Annotated in this window: 11 protein-coding genes; 8 read left to right on the top strand and 3 right to left on the bottom strand. The window is 63.6% G+C overall.

Translation table 11 applies throughout. The annotated features are described in order from the left end of the window. Positions 1-11: 11 nt before the first annotated feature. Genes IG629_RS20670 through ectB form a run of 6 tightly spaced genes read left to right on the top strand, consistent with a single transcriptional unit; the run spans position 12 to position 14,216 of the window. Entirely contained in the window at positions 12-7,229 is a 7,218-nt protein-coding gene (locus IG629_RS20670; protein WP_319025143.1) for a non-ribosomal peptide synthetase, read from the top strand. Positions 7,230-7,239: 10 nt separating this feature from the next. Then, the gene (locus IG629_RS20665; RefSeq protein WP_193173806.1) at positions 7,240-9,894 is read left to right on the top strand and encodes a non-ribosomal peptide synthetase; all 2,655 of its coding nucleotides are present in this window, start codon (positions 7,240-7,242) and stop codon (positions 9,892-9,894) included. Beyond that, entirely contained in the window at positions 9,891-10,649 is a 759-nt protein-coding gene (locus IG629_RS20660) for a thioesterase II family protein (RefSeq protein WP_193173805.1), read from the top strand. The genes IG629_RS20665 and IG629_RS20660 overlap by 4 nt, the downstream gene beginning before the upstream one ends. Positions 10,650-10,677: 28 nt before the next feature. Continuing rightward, a complete protein-coding gene (locus IG629_RS20655; protein WP_193173804.1) occupies positions 10,678-11,802 on the top strand; it encodes a glycosyltransferase family protein in 1,125 nt (374 codons plus the stop codon). Continuing rightward, a complete protein-coding gene (locus IG629_RS20650; RefSeq protein WP_193173803.1) occupies positions 11,799-12,908 on the top strand; it encodes an FkbM family methyltransferase in 1,110 nt (369 codons plus the stop codon). Before IG629_RS20655 ends, IG629_RS20650 begins: the two co-directional genes overlap by 4 nt. A gap of 12 nt (positions 12,909-12,920) precedes the next feature. After that, positions 12,921-14,216 carry a diaminobutyrate--2-oxoglutarate transaminase gene (gene ectB, locus IG629_RS20645; protein ID WP_193173802.1) on the top strand — a complete coding sequence of 432 codons (1,296 nt, stop codon included), beginning with the start codon at positions 12,921-12,923 and terminating at the stop codon, positions 14,214-14,216. A gap of 93 nt (positions 14,217-14,309) precedes the next feature. Here the strand turns inward: ectB and IG629_RS20640 are convergent, their stop codons facing one another. Next, the gene (locus IG629_RS20640; RefSeq protein ID WP_193173801.1) at positions 14,310-14,531 is read right to left on the bottom strand and encodes a hypothetical protein; all 222 of its coding nucleotides are present in this window, start codon (positions 14,529-14,531) and stop codon (positions 14,310-14,312) included. Between the two features lie 49 nt (positions 14,532-14,580). Between IG629_RS20640 and IG629_RS20635 the strand changes: the two genes are divergently transcribed. Then, a complete protein-coding gene (locus IG629_RS20635) occupies positions 14,581-16,011 on the top strand; it encodes an amidase (protein WP_193173800.1) in 1,431 nt (476 codons plus the stop codon). A 76-nt stretch (positions 16,012-16,087) separates the two neighbouring features. Here the strand turns inward: IG629_RS20635 and queF are convergent, their stop codons facing one another. Together queF and IG629_RS20625 are read right to left on the bottom strand one after the other, a co-directional pair. Then, on the bottom strand, positions 16,088-16,561 hold the full coding sequence (queF, locus tag IG629_RS20630; RefSeq protein ID WP_193173799.1) for a preQ(1) synthase: 474 nt from the start codon (positions 16,559-16,561) through the stop codon (positions 16,088-16,090). Between the two features lie 201 nt (positions 16,562-16,762). Then, positions 16,763-17,890, bottom strand: coding sequence for a TauD/TfdA family dioxygenase (locus IG629_RS20625; protein ID WP_193173798.1), 1,128 nt, complete (start codon positions 17,888-17,890; stop codon positions 16,763-16,765). 186 nt (positions 17,891-18,076) lie between these two features. Between IG629_RS20625 and IG629_RS20620 the strand changes: the two genes are divergently transcribed. After that, entirely contained in the window at positions 18,077-18,979 is a 903-nt protein-coding gene (locus IG629_RS20620) for a LysR substrate-binding domain-containing protein (protein WP_193173797.1), read from the top strand. Positions 18,980-19,044 lie beyond the last annotated feature (65 nt).

Raw genomic sequence — 19,044 nt, 5'->3', positions numbered from 1 at the left:
ACGCGGCGGAGATCGACGTCTGCGATGCGGATGTTCCAGCGCCGCAGAGCGACGGCGCCAGCCTCGCCTATGTCATGTACACCTCAGGCTCAACAGGACGCCCCAAGGGCGTCATGGTGCCCCAGCGCGCCGTCACACGCCTCGTCCGCAACACCGACTATATCGACATCAAGCCCGGTGATCGCATCGCGCAGGCCGCGACACCCGTCTTCGATGCTGCAACCTTTGAGATCTGGGGGGCGCTCCTCAACGGGGCCGCCATCGAGCTGCTCGAACGCGACGACATACTCGATCCGGACCGCTTCGCAGGGCTGCTGCGGCAGAAGCGCTTCAGCATCCTCTTCCTGACCACGGCACTGTTCAATCGTCTGGCGCAGATCGATGCCGCGCTCTTCTCCTCTCTCGACACGTTGCTGTTTGGTGGAGAGGCCGTCGATCCACGTTGGGTGCGCGCCGTGCTCAAGGCAGGGCCACCCAACCGCCTGCTGCATGTCTATGGCCCGACCGAGTGCACCACGTACGCAACATGGCACGAGGTGCACGCCGTTGCCGAAGACGCCGCAAGCGTGCCCATCGGAGGGCCGCTGGCCAACACCACGGCACACATTCTCGATCCGGAAGGCAATCCTGTGCCTGCCGGGATCGCGGGCGAGCTGCATCTCGGTGGTGACGGCCTCGCGGACGGCTATCTGGCTCAGCCGGAGCTGACAGAAGAGCGCTTCATTGACCATCCAATCCTCGGCCGCCTCTACCGTACCGGCGACCTCTGTCGCTGGAATGCCGATGGCACGAACGGCGGCGCCATCGACTATCTCGGACGCACAGACCATCAGATCAAACTCCGCGGCTTCCGCATCGAGCTCGGAGAGATCGAGGCAGCCCTGCGGGCCCGGCCGGACGTCGAGGAGGCCGTCGCCACCCTCGCCGGCGAAAGAGAGCATCGACGCATCGTCGCCTATGCAACAGGTACAAGCCTCGACGGTGCGACGCTCAGGCGGGAGTTGCAGACCGCTCTCCCGAGCTACATGGTGCCGTCGGAAGTGATGGTGCTCGATGCCCTGCCGCTGACGGTAACCGGCAAGCTCGACCGCAAGGCACTGCCTGTGCCGGACATGGCGCCCGCAGCACAAACTTACGAAGCGCCCCGCACTGATCGGGAAATAGCCCTTGCCACAATCTGGGGCGGCGTGCTCGGACGCGAGCGGATCGGGCGGAATGACAATTTCTTCGAGCTCGGCGGGGATTCGATCCTCAGCATCCAGATCGTCGCGCAGGCGCGGAGCGCCGGGCTGCGGCTGGCGGTGCGGGATATTTTCAAGCATCAGACAATCGCCGCCCTTGCCCCTCACGCGGCATCGATCGTGCTGTCCGAGGAAGCTGCAACGAAGAACCCGATCGGGCCGGCCCCTCTAACTCCGGTTCAATCCTGGTTCTTCTGCTGGGATCTGGCCGACCTGTCGCATTTCAATCAGGCACTGCTGCTGCGCCCGAACGAGAAGATCTCGACAGAAGAACTGCAAGCCGCCGCCCGCGCGATCATCGCGCGGCACGCCGCACTGCGTCTCCGTTTCCGGCACGGCTCCGATGGCTGGCAACAGGAGCCGACAGAGATCCCCGGAGACCTGCCTGTCCACGAAGAGGATCTCCGCGATCTGCTGATCGAGGCGCAGGCCGATGCCCTGGCCGCGCGCGCGAGCCACTGGCAACGCAGCCTCGACCTGGAAAGCGGCCCGGTCATGCGGCTGGTCCTGTTCAATATGACATCGGGCCAGCGCCTGCTCTGGTGCATCCATCACCTCGCGGTCGACGGCGTATCCTGGCGCATTCTGCTGGGCGATCTCGATCATGCCTTCACCCAGATCCGGCAGGGCGCCGACATATTCCTGGAGCCGGCCCCAGCCTCTTTCCCTGACTGGGCGCATTATCTTCAAAGCCTCTCCGGAACACCGGAAATCGCCGAAGAAGCCGCTTACTGGCGTGGTTGGCAGGCGGCTCCTCCATTGCCGAAGGACGATCCGGCGGGCATGGCGCGTTGGGACAGCACCGAACATGTGCGGGTCGCATTCGACCCGGAGACTACAACCGCGCTGCTAGAGCAGGTGCCGTGCGCCTTTGGCACAAGGATCAACGATCTGCTGCTGACGGCCCTGGCGCTGGCACTGGCCGACTGGACCGGACGCAGCGACTGGCCCATCGCGCTCGAGAGCCATGGGCGTCCGGAGCGGCCGGGCGCGCCGGATCTGAGCGAGACGGTCGGCTGGTTCACTGCGATTTACCCAGTGCGTCTGGACCTGCCGGACCGGACCGATCTCGCGGCCTGTCTGAAGGCGGTGAAGGAGCAATTCCGCGCCATCCCTGGCGAGGGACTGGCCTATGGCATCGAGCGCTATCTGACAGGAAGCCAGCCGCACGACTTCCCAGAAGCCGAGATCGCTTTCAACTATCTCGGCCAGTTCGAGGCTGACGCGAGCGCCGGGTTCTTTTCCGTGGCCGAAGAAGGCGCTGGCGAGAGCCAGTGCCTCGACGGAACACGGCCGCACACGGTCGATATCAACGGACTGGTATCGGACGGCGCCCTGACTGTGTCGCTGAGCTACAGCAACCAGCAGTACCGGCCCGAGACGATGGAGACTCTGGTCAAGAGCTTCGAGACTGCCTTGCACGCCCTTGTTGACCTATGCCGCGATGGGACGGTCTGCGGGTACACGCCGAGCGACTTCCCCCTCGCTCCCGTCACGCAGGATCGGCTCGACCGGCTCGCGGCACAGCAAGGGCGCGGCGTGGCGGCTCTCTATCCGCTAAGTCCTATGCAACAGGGCATGGCCTTCCACAGTCTCGCCGACGAGCCGGGCGGGTCTGTCTATTTCGAGCAACTGACTTGGAAAATCACCAATCCGTTCCGCCCGGACGCCTTCCGCGCGGCTTGGCACGCGCTGGTGGAGCGCCATCCGATCCTGCGAAGCGCGCTCTGGCTGGAGGACGCGGAACCTCTGCAGTATGTGCGCCGCGACGCCACGCTCCCATGGCGGGATTTGGATTGGCGAGACCTTGAAAAAGACAAGCAGGCCGAGGCGCTGGAACAGCTTCTCGCCGAAGAGCGCGGCGCCGGTTTCGATCTGACGCGACCGCCTCTGCTGCGCTGCCTGCTCGTCCGGTTGGAGGAGGATGTGTGGCAGTTCGTGCTGGGTTTCCACCACTTGCTGCTGGATGGCTGGAGCCTGCCGATCCTCTTCAGGGATCTGATGCTGCTCTACGGGTCACGCTCAACGGACCTTCCGGCGGCCGCGCCCTATGAGCATTACATCGCCTGGCTGCAGAAGCAGGATCACGCGGCGGCCCGCGCCCACTGGCAACAGGCTGTTGCGGATATCGACGCCCCCACCCCGCTGCCGGGCGCGCGCACGACAGCGCCGGACGGAGAAAACACTGCGCAGCCGAATGAGAAGATCTTCACCTTCGAGCCCGCACTCGGTCAGGCCTTGATCGAAACCGCACGCCAGCGCCACCTGACTCTGAACACTCTCTTCAATGCTGGCTGGGCACTGGTGCTGAGCCGGACCAGCGGTGAGCGCGATAGTGTTTTCGGCGTCACACTTTCCGGCCGCGATATCGATCTCGCCGGGATCGAGGACATGGTCGGCCTGTTCATCAATACGGTCCCGATGCGCGTTTCGACCGAGGATTGCCCTGTCGGTGTCTGGCTGGACGCGCTGCAGGCGCAGCATCAGGATAACAGCCGGTTCGGCTTCGTGCCGCTCGCCGATATCCAGCAGGACAGCGCGTTGCCGCCCGGCACCGCTCTTTTCAACAGCCTGCTCGTCTTCGAGAACTACCCGCTCGATCCCGATTTGCCCGCGGGCGAAAGCATGGACGAAGGTGGGGGAGCGCACTTCTCCGACGGACGCGCCATCGACCATACCAATTATCCGCTCACCCTGATCGCGGCGGCGCATGGCGACGAGATTCGCCTGCGTGTCGGCTATGACGAAACGCAGTTCGCAGCAGACGATATAGACCGGATTTTCGCCTTTCTGAGCACCGCGCTGCACGGCCTGATCGAAGCGGATGCTGATCAGCCGCTCGACAGGATCGGCATCGTCAGCGACGCGGAGCGCGAAGCCCTCTGGGAGACGGGACACGCCCGCTGCCACCTGCCCGTCACCGACGCGCTGACCGAGCGTTTCGCCGCGCAGGTCGCACAATACGCCGCCCGCCCAGCCGTCACCTGTGCGGGCGAGACGCTGACCTATGCAGAACTCGATGCGCGGGCCGACGATATAGCCCGGCGCATCTCCGCTCTGGGTGCAGGGCCGGACCGGCTGGTCGGCCTGCTTGCGGAGCGATCCAACGATCTCATTACCGGCCTGCTCGGGATCGTGAAATCGGGCGCCGCCTATCTGCCGATAGACCCGGCGACACCGGCCGCGCGCGTTGCGTTCATGCTGAAAGATGCCGGCGCAATCGCCCTGGTCACGGAACGGGCGCTCGCGGAAGACCATTCCGCATGGGAAGGACCCCGCCTTTATCTGGACGATCCGGCTGAGGTTGATGACACCTCTCCGCTCTGCGCCAGAACACCGGCGCAACCGGATGATATGGCTTACGTGATCTATACGTCAGGCTCTACCGGCCAGCCCAAAGGCGTCATGGTCAGCCACGCGAACGTGCTGCGCCTGTTCGATGCGACCCAGCCCGACTGCCATTTCTCGGCCGACGATGTCTGGACCATGTTCCATTCCGTCGCCTTCGATTTCTCGGTCTGGGAAATCTGGGGAGCCCTGCTGCATGGCGGGCACCTGATCGTGGTCCCGGACGAGGTGCGGCGTAACCCCGCCGCCTTTCACACTCTGCTGGAGCATGAAAGCGTTACGGTTCTGAACCAGACGCCCTCGGCCTTCCGACATCTCATTCCGGAGGCTGTTGAGCGCGGGAGGACGCTATCGCTTCGGCTCGTGATTTTCGGCGGCGAAGCCCTGGACCTGCCGGGCCTGAAGCCCTGGTTCACGCTCTATGGCGACCAGGAACCCCGGCTCGTCAATATGTACGGGATCACCGAAACCACGGTGCATGTCACCTGGTGCCCACTGACCGAAGCGGATTGCAGCAGCACGGCGAGCCTGATCGGCAATCCGCTCCGGGATCTCGATCTGCATCTGCTGGACCCGCGCGGTGAGCCAGTACCAGTCGGCGTCGCTGGCGAGATCCATGTCGGCGGGGCCGGGCTGGCGCGCGGCTATCTCAACCGCCCCGAGCTGACAGCAGAACGCTTTGTGGAGCGAACTGTTGGGGGGAGTGCCGAGCGGCTCTACCGCAGTGGCGATCTCGCCCGGCGACGCACGGATGGCAGCCTCGAATATCTCGGACGGATGGACAAACAGGTCAAACTGCGCGGCTACCGCATCGAGATCGGCGAGATCGAGGCAACGCTGAGTCAGCATGAGGCCGTCCGGCAGGTTGCTGTCGTCGCGCAGCAGGAAGAAGGCCGGCTCGTCGCCTATCTGGTGGCTGACAGCGAGGCCATACAGGGGGTCAGTGACTGGGCGGCATCGCGCCTGCCTTTCTATATGGTTCCCGGGATTTTCGTTCCGATCGAACGCATCCCGCTGACGCGCAACGGCAAAACCGATCACGCAGCCTTGCCGAAACCCGAAGTCCGCGCCGCTATTGATCCCGGGTCCACCGCACCGGCAAACGCGGTCGAACAGAGCCTCGTCGAGATCTGGCGGGACGTGCTGGGCGTGGGGAACATCGGCACTGAGGACGATTTCTTCGCGCTCGGCGGACACAGCCTGAAAGCCCTGCAGGTCGTCTCCCGCATCAATCAGGTCTTTGGCCGCCGGCTGCCCGTCGGACTGCTGCTGAAGAACCCGACCATCGGCGCGCTGGCACCGCATATCGGCCTCGAGGGCGCGGCGGCTTACGAGCCGATCCGGCCAACGCCGGCGCAGGAAAGCTATCCGCTCTCCCATGCACAGAAGAGATTCTGGCTTGAGGACCGGCTCGCCGGGGATGCCCGTTACAACATGCCCGCAGCCTTTGAGCTGAAGCAGCAGATCGATGCGGATGCCCTGCGCAGCGCGCTGGAACAGTTGATCGCCCGACACGAAATTCTCCGCACCGTCTTCATCGAGATCGAAGGCGAGCCGCGCCAAAAGGTTCTGGAAACCATCGACGTGCCGCTCACGTCCGTTGATCTGGGAGATGCAGAAGATGCCGACGCGCAAACCCGCGCGATCGTCGCGGTGCAGAACCGGACGCGCTTCGCCCTGGATCAGGCGCCGCTGTTCCGCGTCACCCTGATCACCCGGGACGGCGGCCCCACAGCGTTCGTGCTCGTGATGCACCACATCATCGGAGACGGATGGTCGATGCAGATCTTCTATCGCGAACTCCTGACGCTTTACGACGCTGCCTTTTCGGGCGGACGGAGCGCACTCCCTCCTCTTGAGATCCAGTACCGTGACTATGCTGTTCTGCAGGACGCGCGCGACCTGACCGACGATGCCCGCTATTGGATGGCACAGCTCGACGGTCTCGACGGTCCGCTGCGCCTGCCCCGCGATATCGCGCCAAACGCCGGCGACGAACGAAGGGGGGAGCGGGTCGGCCTCGAACTCTCGGAGGAATGCACCAAGGCATTGCGCGCCCTCTCCCGCGCGCGGGGCACCACGCCTGCCAACACCCTCCTCGCCCTTTTCAAGCTGTTCCTGTTCCAGCTCACGCGACAGGAGGACATCTGCGTTGGTATGGCGGTCGCCAATCGCGGACGGCCGGAGCTGGAGCCACTCCTCGGCGCGTTCGTGAACCTGCTGCCGCTGCGCACGCAGGTCTCCGCCGATACGGATTTCGACACATTGCTAGATCGGGTAACGCGAACCAGCACCGCCGCCCTGGACCATCAGGATTACCCCTATGACCTGATGCTCAGCAGCCGGAAGACAGGTCCGGGCCGGGACCCGGTCAATGTCATCTATGCCTACCAGAACACCTCCGACGTCAATATCGGCGGCGGCAGTACGGACGACGCACCGAACGGGGCGGAGGCAAGACAACTCGAACTCGCGTTCCCGTTCGCCAAGGTCGACCTGATGCTGCTGGTCGCCGAGCACCAGTCCCGGCTCGAGCTGACCCTCGAATATGACGCTGATCTGTTCACGGCGGAGGCCGCCGAACGTTACCTGAACTCCCTGAACCGGTTCGCCGAAGCCGTCGCGGCCGACGCGGCATGAGAGGACGGACATGAAACTTTCGAGCTTCAGCCTCACCGGGCAGACCGGCGACACGGATGACATCACCGCCCTGATCGACGGGTTCAACCAGACGGCACGGGACTATCCACGCGACAGTACTGTCGCCGACCTGTTCGCGGAACAGTCAGCCGCCCGGCCGGATGCAGTCGCCGTCAGCGCGGGTGGGCAGACCCTGACCTATGGCGCGCTGGACCTGCGGTCGAACCGTCTGGCGCATTATCTGAAAGACACTGTCGGGCTCTCCGACGGCGCACTTGTCGCGGTTTGCCTCGAACGCTCCCCGGAGCTGATTGTCACGTTGCTGGGAATCCTGAAGGCCGGCGCTGCCTATCTGCCTCTCGACCCCACCTATCCGGCGGACCGGCTCCGCTTCATGCTGGAACATTCAGGCGCGTCGGCCCTCGTCACACGCACGGACTGTTCCGGAAACCTGCCGGATAGTGGTGCCCGCCAGATCCTGTTGGACAGGAACGGGCCCGGGATCGCCCGCGCGCCGGATGACCCGCTGCCGGCGACAACTCGTGACGGAGCCGGAGGAAGGCTCGCCTATGTCATGTACACCTCCGGCTCGACCGGCCGCCCGAAAGCGGTTGCCGTGCCGCAGCGCGGGATAATCCGGCTGGTCCACAGCGCGGATTACGCGAACTTCGACGTCGGTCAGGTCTTCCTGCAATACGCGCCGATCTCATTCGACGCCGCAACCTTCGAGATCTGGGGGCCGCTGCTGAACGGTGCCAGGCTGGCCCTGGCTCCCCCCGGAAAGCAAAGCCTCGCCGATCTCGGCGGCGTAATCGCGCGCGAGGGCATCACGACGCTCTGGCTCACCGGCGGGCTGTTCAACGTGATGATCGACGAATACCCACAGAGCTTGAAACCGCTCCGCCAGCTTCTGGTCGGAGGCGAGGCGCTCTCCGTTCCGCATGTCCTGAAGGCCCTGAAGGCGCTTCCAGACTGCCGCCTCATCAACGGCTACGGCCCGACCGAGAACACGACCTTTTCCTGCTGCTTCCAGATCTCCCCCGGCGACTATCGCGGCACCATCCCCATCGGATCGCCGATTGCCAATTCGACGGCCTATATCCTGGACGGCGAGATGCGACATCTGCCGCCCGGCGTGGCCGGAGAGCTCTATGTCGGGGGCGACGGCCTCGCCCTTGGCTACTGGAACGATCCCGCCCTGACCGCCGAACGCTTTGTCGCCAACCCCTTCGCTCCTGTCAAAAGTCATGGCGAACGGCTTTACCGCACCGGCGATCTGGCCTGTTGGCGCAGCGACGGCTCCATCGATTTTCTCGGCCGGCTTGACGACCAGCTCAAGATCCGGGGCTTCCGGATCGAGCCCGGCGAGGTCGAGACCGCCATCCTTCAATTTCCCGAGGTCACGGGAGCGATTGCACAAGCCTGGAATACCGGCAAAGCGGCAGCCAAAGAAGACCGTCGCATGCTGATCGCGCATTACGTTGCGGAGGATGGGGCGGACGAGATCGACGAGCACGCCTTGCGCACGCATCTCCGCGCGACTTTGCCGGACTTCATGGTGCCCACCCACCTGATCCGGGTCGACAAACTTCCCCTCAATCCAAACGGCAAGATCGACCGTGGCGCCCTGCCGCCACCAAACCTGCGCCCGGCCACGGACGATGCCCCGTTTGAGCCGCCATCGGGCGAAACCGAAGGCGCGCTTGCGACACTCTGGGAGGAGTTGCTCGGCCTCGCACCCGTCGGCGCACACGATGACTTCTTCGAACTGGGCGGGCACAGCCTGATGGCCGCGAAGATGGTCTCGGTGATGGAAAAACAGTTCGGCGTCACCTTGCCGCTGACCTCCATCTTTACCCATCCCACGGTACGCCAGTTGGCAGGGGCCGTGCTGGACGCGGCCAGGTTCGGCAATGCCTCCATCGATCAGCCATGCGTCCGGCTGAGCCCGGAGCCGGGAGGACGTCCGGTCTTCGCCTTGCCCCCAGGCACCACAGACGCTCTCAGCTATGGCCGTCTGGGAGGAGACCTGCCGGGGTTCGCCCTCCACGCCTTCAACTTCATCGAGGCGGAAACCCGGATCGCCGATTATGCGGACCTGATCGCGCAGCGCGACCCGCAGGGCCCGCATCTGCTGTTCGGCTATTCCGGCGGCGGGAATCTCGCCTTTCACGTGGCGTGTGAACTGGAACGGCGCGGTCGCCCTGTCAGCGCCATTGTGATGCTGGATACTTCACGTTTCCTCAACTGTTTCGATTTCCCTGAGGCAGAAGCGGACCGGCTGACCCGGAGCGTTCTGGAGGCGGATGGCGTGGCCGACATCGTCTCCAGCAGCATGCTCAGGGACAAGATCCAGCGCCGCGTCCGGCGCTATTACGCCTTCCTTTCCTCGATAACCGAGGAGGCGCCAATCGACGCCGATATTCACCTGATCAGCAGCCCCACAGGCGAGGACGAGCATCGCGACGAAGCGGGAAATCTCATCGCCAGCAAACCGGCATGGGCGGAGGTGACCCGCGGCGCCTTTCACCGGCATGACGGCCATGGCGATCATGGCGACATGCTGCTTGAACCGCATTACAGCGCCAATGCAGCGCTTCTCGAGAAGATCCTGCGGGCATCCGACACCGCCCCGACATTCGAGAAAGACCGGAGACTACAATGAACGCGACGGCAAAAACCGATCCCTGGATCCGCTGCTCAAAACCGAACCCAGCGGCGTCGCTCCGACTGTTCTGCCTGCCCTATGCGGGCGGCGGCGCCTCCATCTTCAAGAACTGGGGGCGCACGCTACCGGACCGCATCGAGGTCTGCGCCATTCAGCTTCCGGGGCGCGAGGACCGGATCGCCGAGACGCCGTTCCGGCAGGTAGAGGATTTACTCCCGGTCCTTATGGAACGGCTCCATCCTTACCTCGATCGGGATGTCGCGTTTTTCGGTCACTCCATGGGCGCCTTCCTCTCCTTCGAGCTGGCCCGCGCCCTGACCGAGGAACATCGCGCTCCGGTGCAACTGATCGTCTCCGGCCAGAGGGCGCCGCACCTGCCGCTATCGCGGCCCGAGAGCTATCACCTGTCCGACACCGATTTCTGCGAGCGGCTACGCAGCCTCAACGGCACACCCGCCTCAGTGCTGGCGGAACCCGAGCTGCTGTCGATGATCCTACCGCTGCTGCGGAGCGATTTCGAAATGAGCGAGACCTACCGGCGTGCGCCGCAGACCAGATTGAACTGCCCCATAAAGGTGCTCGGGGGCGATCGAGACGAAGAAGTCGATCAGGCCGGACTGGAAGCCTGGCAGGAGACGACCAGCGCGCCGGTGAAGATCGAGATGTTCCCCGGCGATCACTTCTTTTTGCAGAGCCAGTCGGACGCATTGCTGAAAACCGTGGAGCGCACGCTCCGCCCGCATCTGCACTGATAAAATCACGGGAACGGGGGACACCGAAATGAAAGATCGCGACGCGGCACTTGCCTATGCAGCATTCGAGGACGGCAATCTGGACGCCGCCGCCCTTCATGCAGATGCGGCCTATCAGGCAGGCTTCAAGCCGATCCAGCAGCTCGGCGCGGTCATCGCCGCCCGCCGAGGCGACTATGGCGATGCCATCGCACGGCTAGAGGCGCTGGAAAATCACGGTGAAGCTTCTGCAGCCCTTCTCATCCGCCTGCACCTGTTGGCGGGCGATGCCAAAAAGGGCGGCCAATTGCTGCTCGATTGCTGCAAGGCCAACGCCTTCGGCCCGCCCCTCTACCCAGTCCCCCGCTGGCAGGGTGAACCGCTGGAAGGACGCCGGATCGTCGCCTGGGGCGGCGGCCTTGGCGACGATGTTCTTTATGCCCGCTTCCTGCCCATGCTGGCCGAGACCCACGGCGCCGAGATCACCTTGCAATGCCGTCCCGGTCTCGTGGATCTGTTCCGATCCCTCTCCGGTGTCGCCCGCGTGCTTCCCCTGGAGACCGAGGTCACGGATTGCGACTTCCATGTACAGACGGCGGAGCTGGCGGCACATTTCGGCATCGCGCGTGGCAGGATATGGGACGGCCCCTATCTTCACGCCGCCGCGCCGCTGGAGCTATCGGGTGACGGGCTGAAAGTCGGCCTCGTCTGGGCCACGACCGCCACCCATTGGGAAGCCGGATCCCGCAGCACCTCGCTGGCCGAAATGGCGCCCCTCGCCAGCGTTCCGGGCGTGCGTCTCTTCAGCCTGCAATTCGGTGCGCCCACCGCCCAACTGATGCCGCCGCCGGAGGGAATGGCCGTCGAGGACCTGAGCGACCGGATCAAGGGTTTCGCGAATACGGCGGCCGCGATCGCGGGTCTCGATCTGGTGATTACGATCGACACCGTCGTCGCGAACCTCGCGGGTGCGATGGGCGTGCCGGTCTGGGTCGCGACACCTTCCATGCCGGATTGGCGCTGGGGCCTTGAGGGCGACCGCACGCCGTGGTTCCCGTCAGCGACTGTCTACCGGCAGCCGAAAGGCGGGAGCTGGCGGGAGCTGTTTGCCGCAATGGCTTCCGATCTTGCCGGTTTCGCCCAGGAAGCCGGCAAGAAGAGCGCCAGCCGATGAGCGCGGTCTGCGACTGCACCCTCTGCCGCGCGGACCCGGCCCATCCGGCAAAGCGCTTCCACGACATGTTCCGGCGGATCGCCGCCTGCATGTCGGCAGGCGATCTCTCCGCGTCACTGGTCCAGTTCGGCCAGCGCTCCGAAATGGGGGATAGCGACGACAACATCCTCCAGCAGATCGGCCGGCTGGATGCGCGGCAACTACGGGAAGCGCGCATGATCGTCCAGCAGGATCAGGACGCGCTGATGCGCGGGCTGAGCGAGGCGGCCAATCAAATCCCAGCCCTCGCCGCCAACGCCGAGACACGGGATTGGCTGATTGCCGTTGCCGATGCCGCCGCGCGCCAATCAGGTGATTTCAGGCTCCACGCCCAGCGCCTCGTCATCACGCTTAACGGACGCCTCTACCAGATCGATATGCCACCCGACTGGATGGCCTATGCCAACCTCTTCGAGGTTTTCCTGCGCCTGAACTACGCGCACGAGCCCGAGCCGGTCGACACGATCTTCGATATCGGCGCGTTTGTCGGCCTCTCCTCGATCTATCTGAACAGTTGCTATCCGGACGCGGACATCGTCGCGATAGAGCCAAATCCGGCCAACCTCCGGGCTTTGAAGGAGACGCTTGGCCTCAACGCCCCGCAAATCCGCCATCGGACAATCGGCAAAGTTCTCGCGGCCGAGTCCGGAACCGCCACCATAGCCAGCCTGGTGGACGGACCGGACGCCACAAGCATGATGAATTCCACCGTGATCACTCTAACGAACGCACCGACCGCAGAGGTCGATGCCATCGGGTTGACCGAGCTCGTTGGCGACGCCAGCAGCTACGGTCTCAAGCTCGACATAGAAGGAGGGGAATTCGGCCTGCAATCAGCCCAGGCCGTGCTTTCGGATGCGGAATGGATCCTCGGAGAATTTCACTACGGGCCATGGTCGACAAAAGGCGACCAATGGCTGCCGAAACTCTTGGCACGGGACTTCGAATTGAGCATGCAGGTGCCACGTCTCGAAATGACCGGGAGCGGTGAGTTCTTCTGTATCGGTCAGGATTTCCGCGCCGTGAAACCGAAAGGAAAAACTGCCGTCACATCGGAAAATCCCTGAGGAGGAAGGTCGATGAACGATATTTTTGAAGTCGCTGAATCCCAGGTCCGCAGCTACTGCCGGGGCTTTCCCGCCATCTTCACCAAGGCCGTCGGTCACGAACTGATCACGGAGGATGGCCGCCGGGTAGTTGATTTGCTGATGGGATGCGGCGCCCTGAATTATGGGCACAACAATCCGATCATGAAGAATGCGGTGATGGACTATCTGCGCGATGACGGCATCGTTCAGGCAATGGATCTGCATACCGGCGCAAAGGACGATTTCCTGCGCCGTTTCAAACGCATCGTCCTCGACAGGAGCGGGTTCCGGCATCGCGTGATGTTCACCGGCCCGACCGGCACAAATGCCGTGGAAGCCGCGCTCAAGCTGGCCCGGAAAGTCACCGGGCGATCGACAGTCGTCGCCTTTACCGGCGGCTTTCACGGCATGACCCTCGGGGCCTTGTCGGCAACATCCAACCGCAACAGCAGGGCCGCGTCCGCGCACCTCATGTCCAACGTGGTGCGCGTACCCTATGACGGCTATGTATCAGGGGACGGCCTCGAATTCCTGGAACGCTCTCTGGACGATCCCAGCAGCGGCATCGACGCTCCCGCCTGTATCCTGGTTGAAACCATTCAGGGCGAAGGCGGCTTGCGAGCAGCATCTTGCGCCTGGCTCCGCCGAGTGAGAACCATTGCAGATCGCTGCGGCGCGCTGCTGATCGTCGACGATATTCAGGCTGGGTGCGGGCGCACCGGCACGTTCTTCAGCTTTGAAAGTTTTGACGTGCGCCCGGATCTGATCTGCCTTTCCAAATCGATCAGCGGCATCGGATTGCCGATGGCTCTGCTTCTGATCGAACCCGAATTCGATATCTGGCAGGTCGGTGAGCACAACGGAACTTTTCGCGGCAACAACCTGGCCTTTGTCTCCGCCTCCGCCGCCTTGCAATATTGGGAAGACGACCGGTTCCGGAATGAGGTTTCCGGCAAGATCGAGATCCTCGATGCGCGGTTGCAGGCAATGGCGGAGCGATTCCCGGGTCATATTGAGGAAATTCGCGGGCGTGGTTTCATGCGTGGTCTGGTCCTGCGTGGCCCCGGAACGGCGGAGGCCGTATCGCGGGATCTGTTCGCCCGTAACGTCATGGCCGAAACCTGTGGTGCAGGCGATCAGGTGCTCAAACTCCTGCCGGCTTTGACCATCCCCACCGACGCTTTACACATCGCTCTCGATACAATCGAGGAGGTAATCGCATGCCTTCCCGCCCACGACGCCGGCGCGGCAACTGCGTCCCTCGCTGTAACGGCGGGTACCGCGTAAGACGGATTGCCACCAAAAGCAGTCCCGCCGGTCAAATGGATGCGTCGATAGAGAGTGCCACGCAAGCCCCTTCGCCAACGCCACTTTCCAGGATCAGCCGCCCAATCTTCCCCGGAACGGCGCGCCTGAAATCAACGTCACCAGGTGCGCCAGCAGCACGAGGCAGGTGACGACAGCCAAAATCTGGATCATCGTATAGGGGATCAGGCTAACCTGACCCGGCTCCCGTTCGCGTTTGTCCTGCCAGTAGGCATAGGCGAACACCAGCGCAGCGGCGCCAAGTACGATCAAAGTGGTGAAGAGGTCCATAGACACGACAGACTGAACAAAAGACCCAACAAAAACGACAGGGGGAAACATAAGCATGAGTGTTGCAAAGCACCAGCAGACGACGACAAGCGGCAACTACGATCCGGCGAACGTCAGCCTGCCTACCTTCCACGACGCGGTGCCCGGCTTCCAGGACGGAAGCGACAGTCCGAGGGCCTATCTGGAGCGCTGCCTCGAAGTGATCGAGGCGCGGGAGCCGGAGGTCCAGGCCTGGGTAACGATCAACCGTGACGGCGCCCGCGCCGCCGCAGATGCGGCCACAGAGCGTTACAAGGCCGGGCGCGCCCTTTCCCCCATCGACGGCATGCCCATCGGCATCAAGGATCTCTTCATGACGAAGGACATGCCGACGGAAATGGGCAGTCCGCTGTTCAAGGGAAACCGGACCGATTCAGACAGCGCCCTGGTTTATGGCCTGCGTCTTGCGGGCGGCATCGTTCTTGGCAAGACCGTCACCACCGAACTCGGCTTCTCCCACCCGGGCCCGACCCGGAACCCGTTCGACACGAACCGCACACCCGGCGGCTCCTCCAGCGGCTCGGCGGCTGCAATCGGTGCCGGCATGGTGCCCGCAACCATCGGCTCCCAGGTCGTCGGCTCGGTCATCCGGCCCGCCAGCTTCTGCGGCAACATCGCCATCAAGCCGACCCTTGGCGCGCTGAACCGGGGCGAACGGGCGGGTGGCCTCAGCCAGAGCCATGTCGGCGTGCATGCCGGATCGCTCAAGGACATGTGGGCCGTTGCCTATCAGATCGCCGCGCAGGCCGGCGGTGACGCGGGTTATCCCGGTCTCTACGGCGAGGAAGCGCCCGCGGAGGCCCGCAAGCCGAGCCATCTCGTCCTGTTGCAAACCGAAGGCTGGGAGATGCTGGACGGCACAACCCGCGCAGCGTTCGAGAAAGTGCTGGATCAGCTCCGGCGACAGGATGTGAAGATTCTGACCCGCGCCGACAGCCCGACCATCGATGCCTGCGAAGCGGCCATCGCCGACAGCCTGAAGCTGGCGCGCGATATCTGCTGCTGGGAGCTGCGCTGGACCTTGCGAAATCTCGCGGAGAAGGACGAAAGCCTGATGAGCGAGAGCCTGAAACAGCGCCTCGCCCTGGCCGAAGACATGACTTTGGACGATTACCGCGCCGCACTCGACAACCGGGAGCGGATGCGGGCCCGGTTTCGCGCTCTCGCCCCCTTTGCGGACGGCTGCATCACCCTGTCCTCCGTCGGCATCGCGCCTCCGTTCGACGGCTCCGGTTCGGTCGGTGAGCCGGGCATCACACACCAGACCGGCCTGCCGGCCTTCAACGCGGCAACATCGGCGCTGGGCGTGCCCTGCATGACCCTGCCGCTGATGGCGGTGAACGGAATGCCCGTCGGGGTACAACTGGTCGGTCAGGCCCACCGGGATCAGGAAATGACCGGTTTCGCCGCCTGGCTGCAGGAGAACGTGAAACCGGTCTCGCTCTGAGCGGGTCGATCACCGCTATAATTCTCGTCATCCCTGCCTGCGCAGGGATGACGGATCGGTTAGGTGAAGGTGCGTTCTAGCCCCGGCCGCGATAGGGCGGCACGCCCTGGTCCGGCAGCCAGACACCGTCAGGTACCGGGCCGGACTGGAAAAACACATCGATCGGGATGCCGCCGCGCGGGTACCAGTAGCCACCGATCCTAAGCCAGCGCGGCTCCAGCTCGCCGATCAGGCGCCGGGCGATGCCCACCGTGCAATCCTCGTGAAACGCGCCGTGATTGCGGAACGAGCCGAGAAACAGCTTCAGCGACTTGCTTTCGACCAGCCACTGGTCCGGGACATAGTCGATCATCAGATGAGCGAAATCCGGCTGGCCAGTCATCGGGCAGAGCGAGGTGAATTCCGGCGCCGTGAAGCGGACGAGATAATTCACATCCGCCATGGAGTTCGGAACCTTCTCCAGTACGGCCTTCTCCGGACTTTCAGGCAGTTCGGTCGCGCCGCCGAGCTGGGTCAGGCTGGAAAAACGCTCTTCGGAATGCGAGGTCATCGGGCGGCTCCGTGTAAAATCGTACCGGTCGGGCCGTTTCATACCGCCGGAGCGTCCCGGAAGCCAGCACCCTGCTCACACCTTACATCGTCATCCCGGCCGGAGAGCCGGGACCTAGATGATCATAAGACTGCGCTCGCCTTCCTCTGAGTCCCGTCTTTCGACGGGATGACAACGAATTGAGAGAGCCAATAGCTCCCCCTACGCGAACCGTCCCGCCCCGGAGAGGACGCGATAGGCGCTGCGCAACTCGCCCCGGTCGGTGTAGCAGCCGCGCAGGTGACGGTCTCCACTGGTTGCCGTGTAGGCCTCCCGGCCATGCACCACGCGATGATTGTCGAAGCAGATGCACTCGCCGGCATTGAGCCGGAACCGCATGACGTATTTCTCGTCCTGCAACATCCGCCCGAAGCGGTGGAAGGCCGGGTAATAGAAGTCGAGAAAATCCTGCGGCAGATCGAAGATATCCGCCATGTGCTGGCTGATGGTGACACCTGAAACCTCACCATGCGTGTCGAGTTCAATCACGCGCTGGCGAGCCCGCATGTCGAAGGCATCATGCTCGCAAAAATAAGGAATCTCGGTCTCCGCCAGCAGCTTGAAATCCTCCGGATATTGCTCCCGGAAATCATTCGCGACCGCGACCGCATCGACGAAGATGCTGTTGCCGCCTTCCACCGAGTTCGCAACGCAATGCAGGTACTGGATGCCCGGCGCGAATTCCTCCGACGGAAGATCCGTGTGCAGCTCCAGCGCGCTCGCCGTGAATGCGGTATTCGTCGGGTTGATGTGGGTCATCACCTCGAACGAGTTCCCGAAGAAACTTGGCCTGACATAGCCTGCCAGCGCGGCCGTTACTTCCAGAGCGTCCGGTGTGTCCGGCATGTCCGTGATCAGCGCCACGCCTTCGGTCAGGATCGTCTCGAACCAGGCTTTCCGGAGCGCCGGATCGGCCACAAGGGCTGGCTGGGCGTACCGGGGCACGTCCGGATAATGATCGCCAAGCCAGGCCCGGCGTGGCAGATCGGCCGGATCGGGCCGTGGCGCACCGGCCGCATAGGAGGTGAGGAAATCGAGCGGATACCGGCTGCAATGGCCGCAGCGCCAAACCAGTTCCAGCGCATCCTCCACCAGCACTGCCGCTTCCGGCTCCGGCGCGCTTTCCTCGGCGAAAATGTCGAAGCTACGCTCCCGGGTAATCGCATCGAAAGACGTCTGACAATTATCCCGCAGCCAGAAGTAATTGAAATAGGCCGAACTTCCATCCGGGAACGCCACATCGAGTCCCGCGTCGCGCAAGGTGACACCGCCTTCTTTTCTCGCCTGCATGTCAAATGCTCCTCATCCGCGCTGAAACCGCGCCATAAGAGAAAATGCATCACCCATGTCGCAATCGAGCCAGTTCATGGCCTGAATTCGCCAAGTAACTGTATGTTTTCAATGAAAAACTTGAACTCACATTCAGGTCGTGAAAAGCCTGAAAAATCGGATTATTCGATAAGGTGAGCTTATTAAATGACACGTCACCTGCCGCCGCTCCGCCTCTTCGGCGTGTTCGAGACTGTCTGCCGGACGGACAACCTCCGGGCCGCCGCCGCCGCGCTCAACGTCTCCCAACCTGCCGTCAGCCAGTCGTTGCGGCAGCTTGAGGATCATATCGGCGCCCGCCTGATCGACCGGAACACCCGCCCGGCCTCGCTGACGGCCGAAGGCGAAATCCTGCTAAGGGCGACGGAAGACGGGCTTGGCCGGATTTCCGGCGCCGTCGACGAGATCCGCCGCCATCTGGCGCAACGCGGCTCCAGCGTCACGGTGACCTGCTCCGTCGGTGTCGCCACGCTGTGGCTGATGCCGCATCTGGAGAGCTTCTATTGCGACCATCCGGACGTGCAGGTGAATGTCATCACCTCGGAAAGCGGCGCGCCAACGATCGCGGGCGATGTCGATATCGCCATCCGGTTCGGCGACGGCAACTGGTCCGACGGCATAGTCACCCCGCTGCTGGAGGAACGGATTGAGCCTGTCTGCACAACGGATCTGGCCAAGCGGCTCGCACTGACACCGGAGAGTTTGCACACGGCACCGCTGATCCATGTCGATGTGAAGGACCCGCGCTGGCTCGGCTGGACGGACTATCTCGCCGCCCTTGGTCTCGGTCGCCCTACCCACCCGGTGCAGCTTCGCTTTTCGAACTATGTGCAAGCCACCCAGGCGGCGCTTGCAGGGCGCGGTGTGGCGCTTGGCTGGCGCACCATTACCGGCGGCCATGTCAGCGAGGGCCGTCTGGTGGCTGCAGCCGAAGCACCTCTCACCCCACCGAGCGCTTTCTATGCCGTCACCGCCTTCGACCGCGCCGAGGATGAGGCGACCCGTAGCCTGCTGGAGTGGCTGGCTGGCCTCGGCGGCGAGTTTGATTAGCCTTTCCCTTTCATTTCTTCGCCCCCCTTACCTTAATCGTCATCCCGGCCGGAGAGCCGGGACCT

It is taken from the genome of Nisaea nitritireducens (genome assembly GCF_014904795.1).
GTDB lineage: Bacteria > Pseudomonadota > Alphaproteobacteria > Thalassobaculales > Thalassobaculaceae > Nisaea > Nisaea nitritireducens.
The sequence above is the reverse complement of the archived record's forward strand: the minus strand, read 5'-3'. Positions and strand labels throughout refer to the sequence as shown.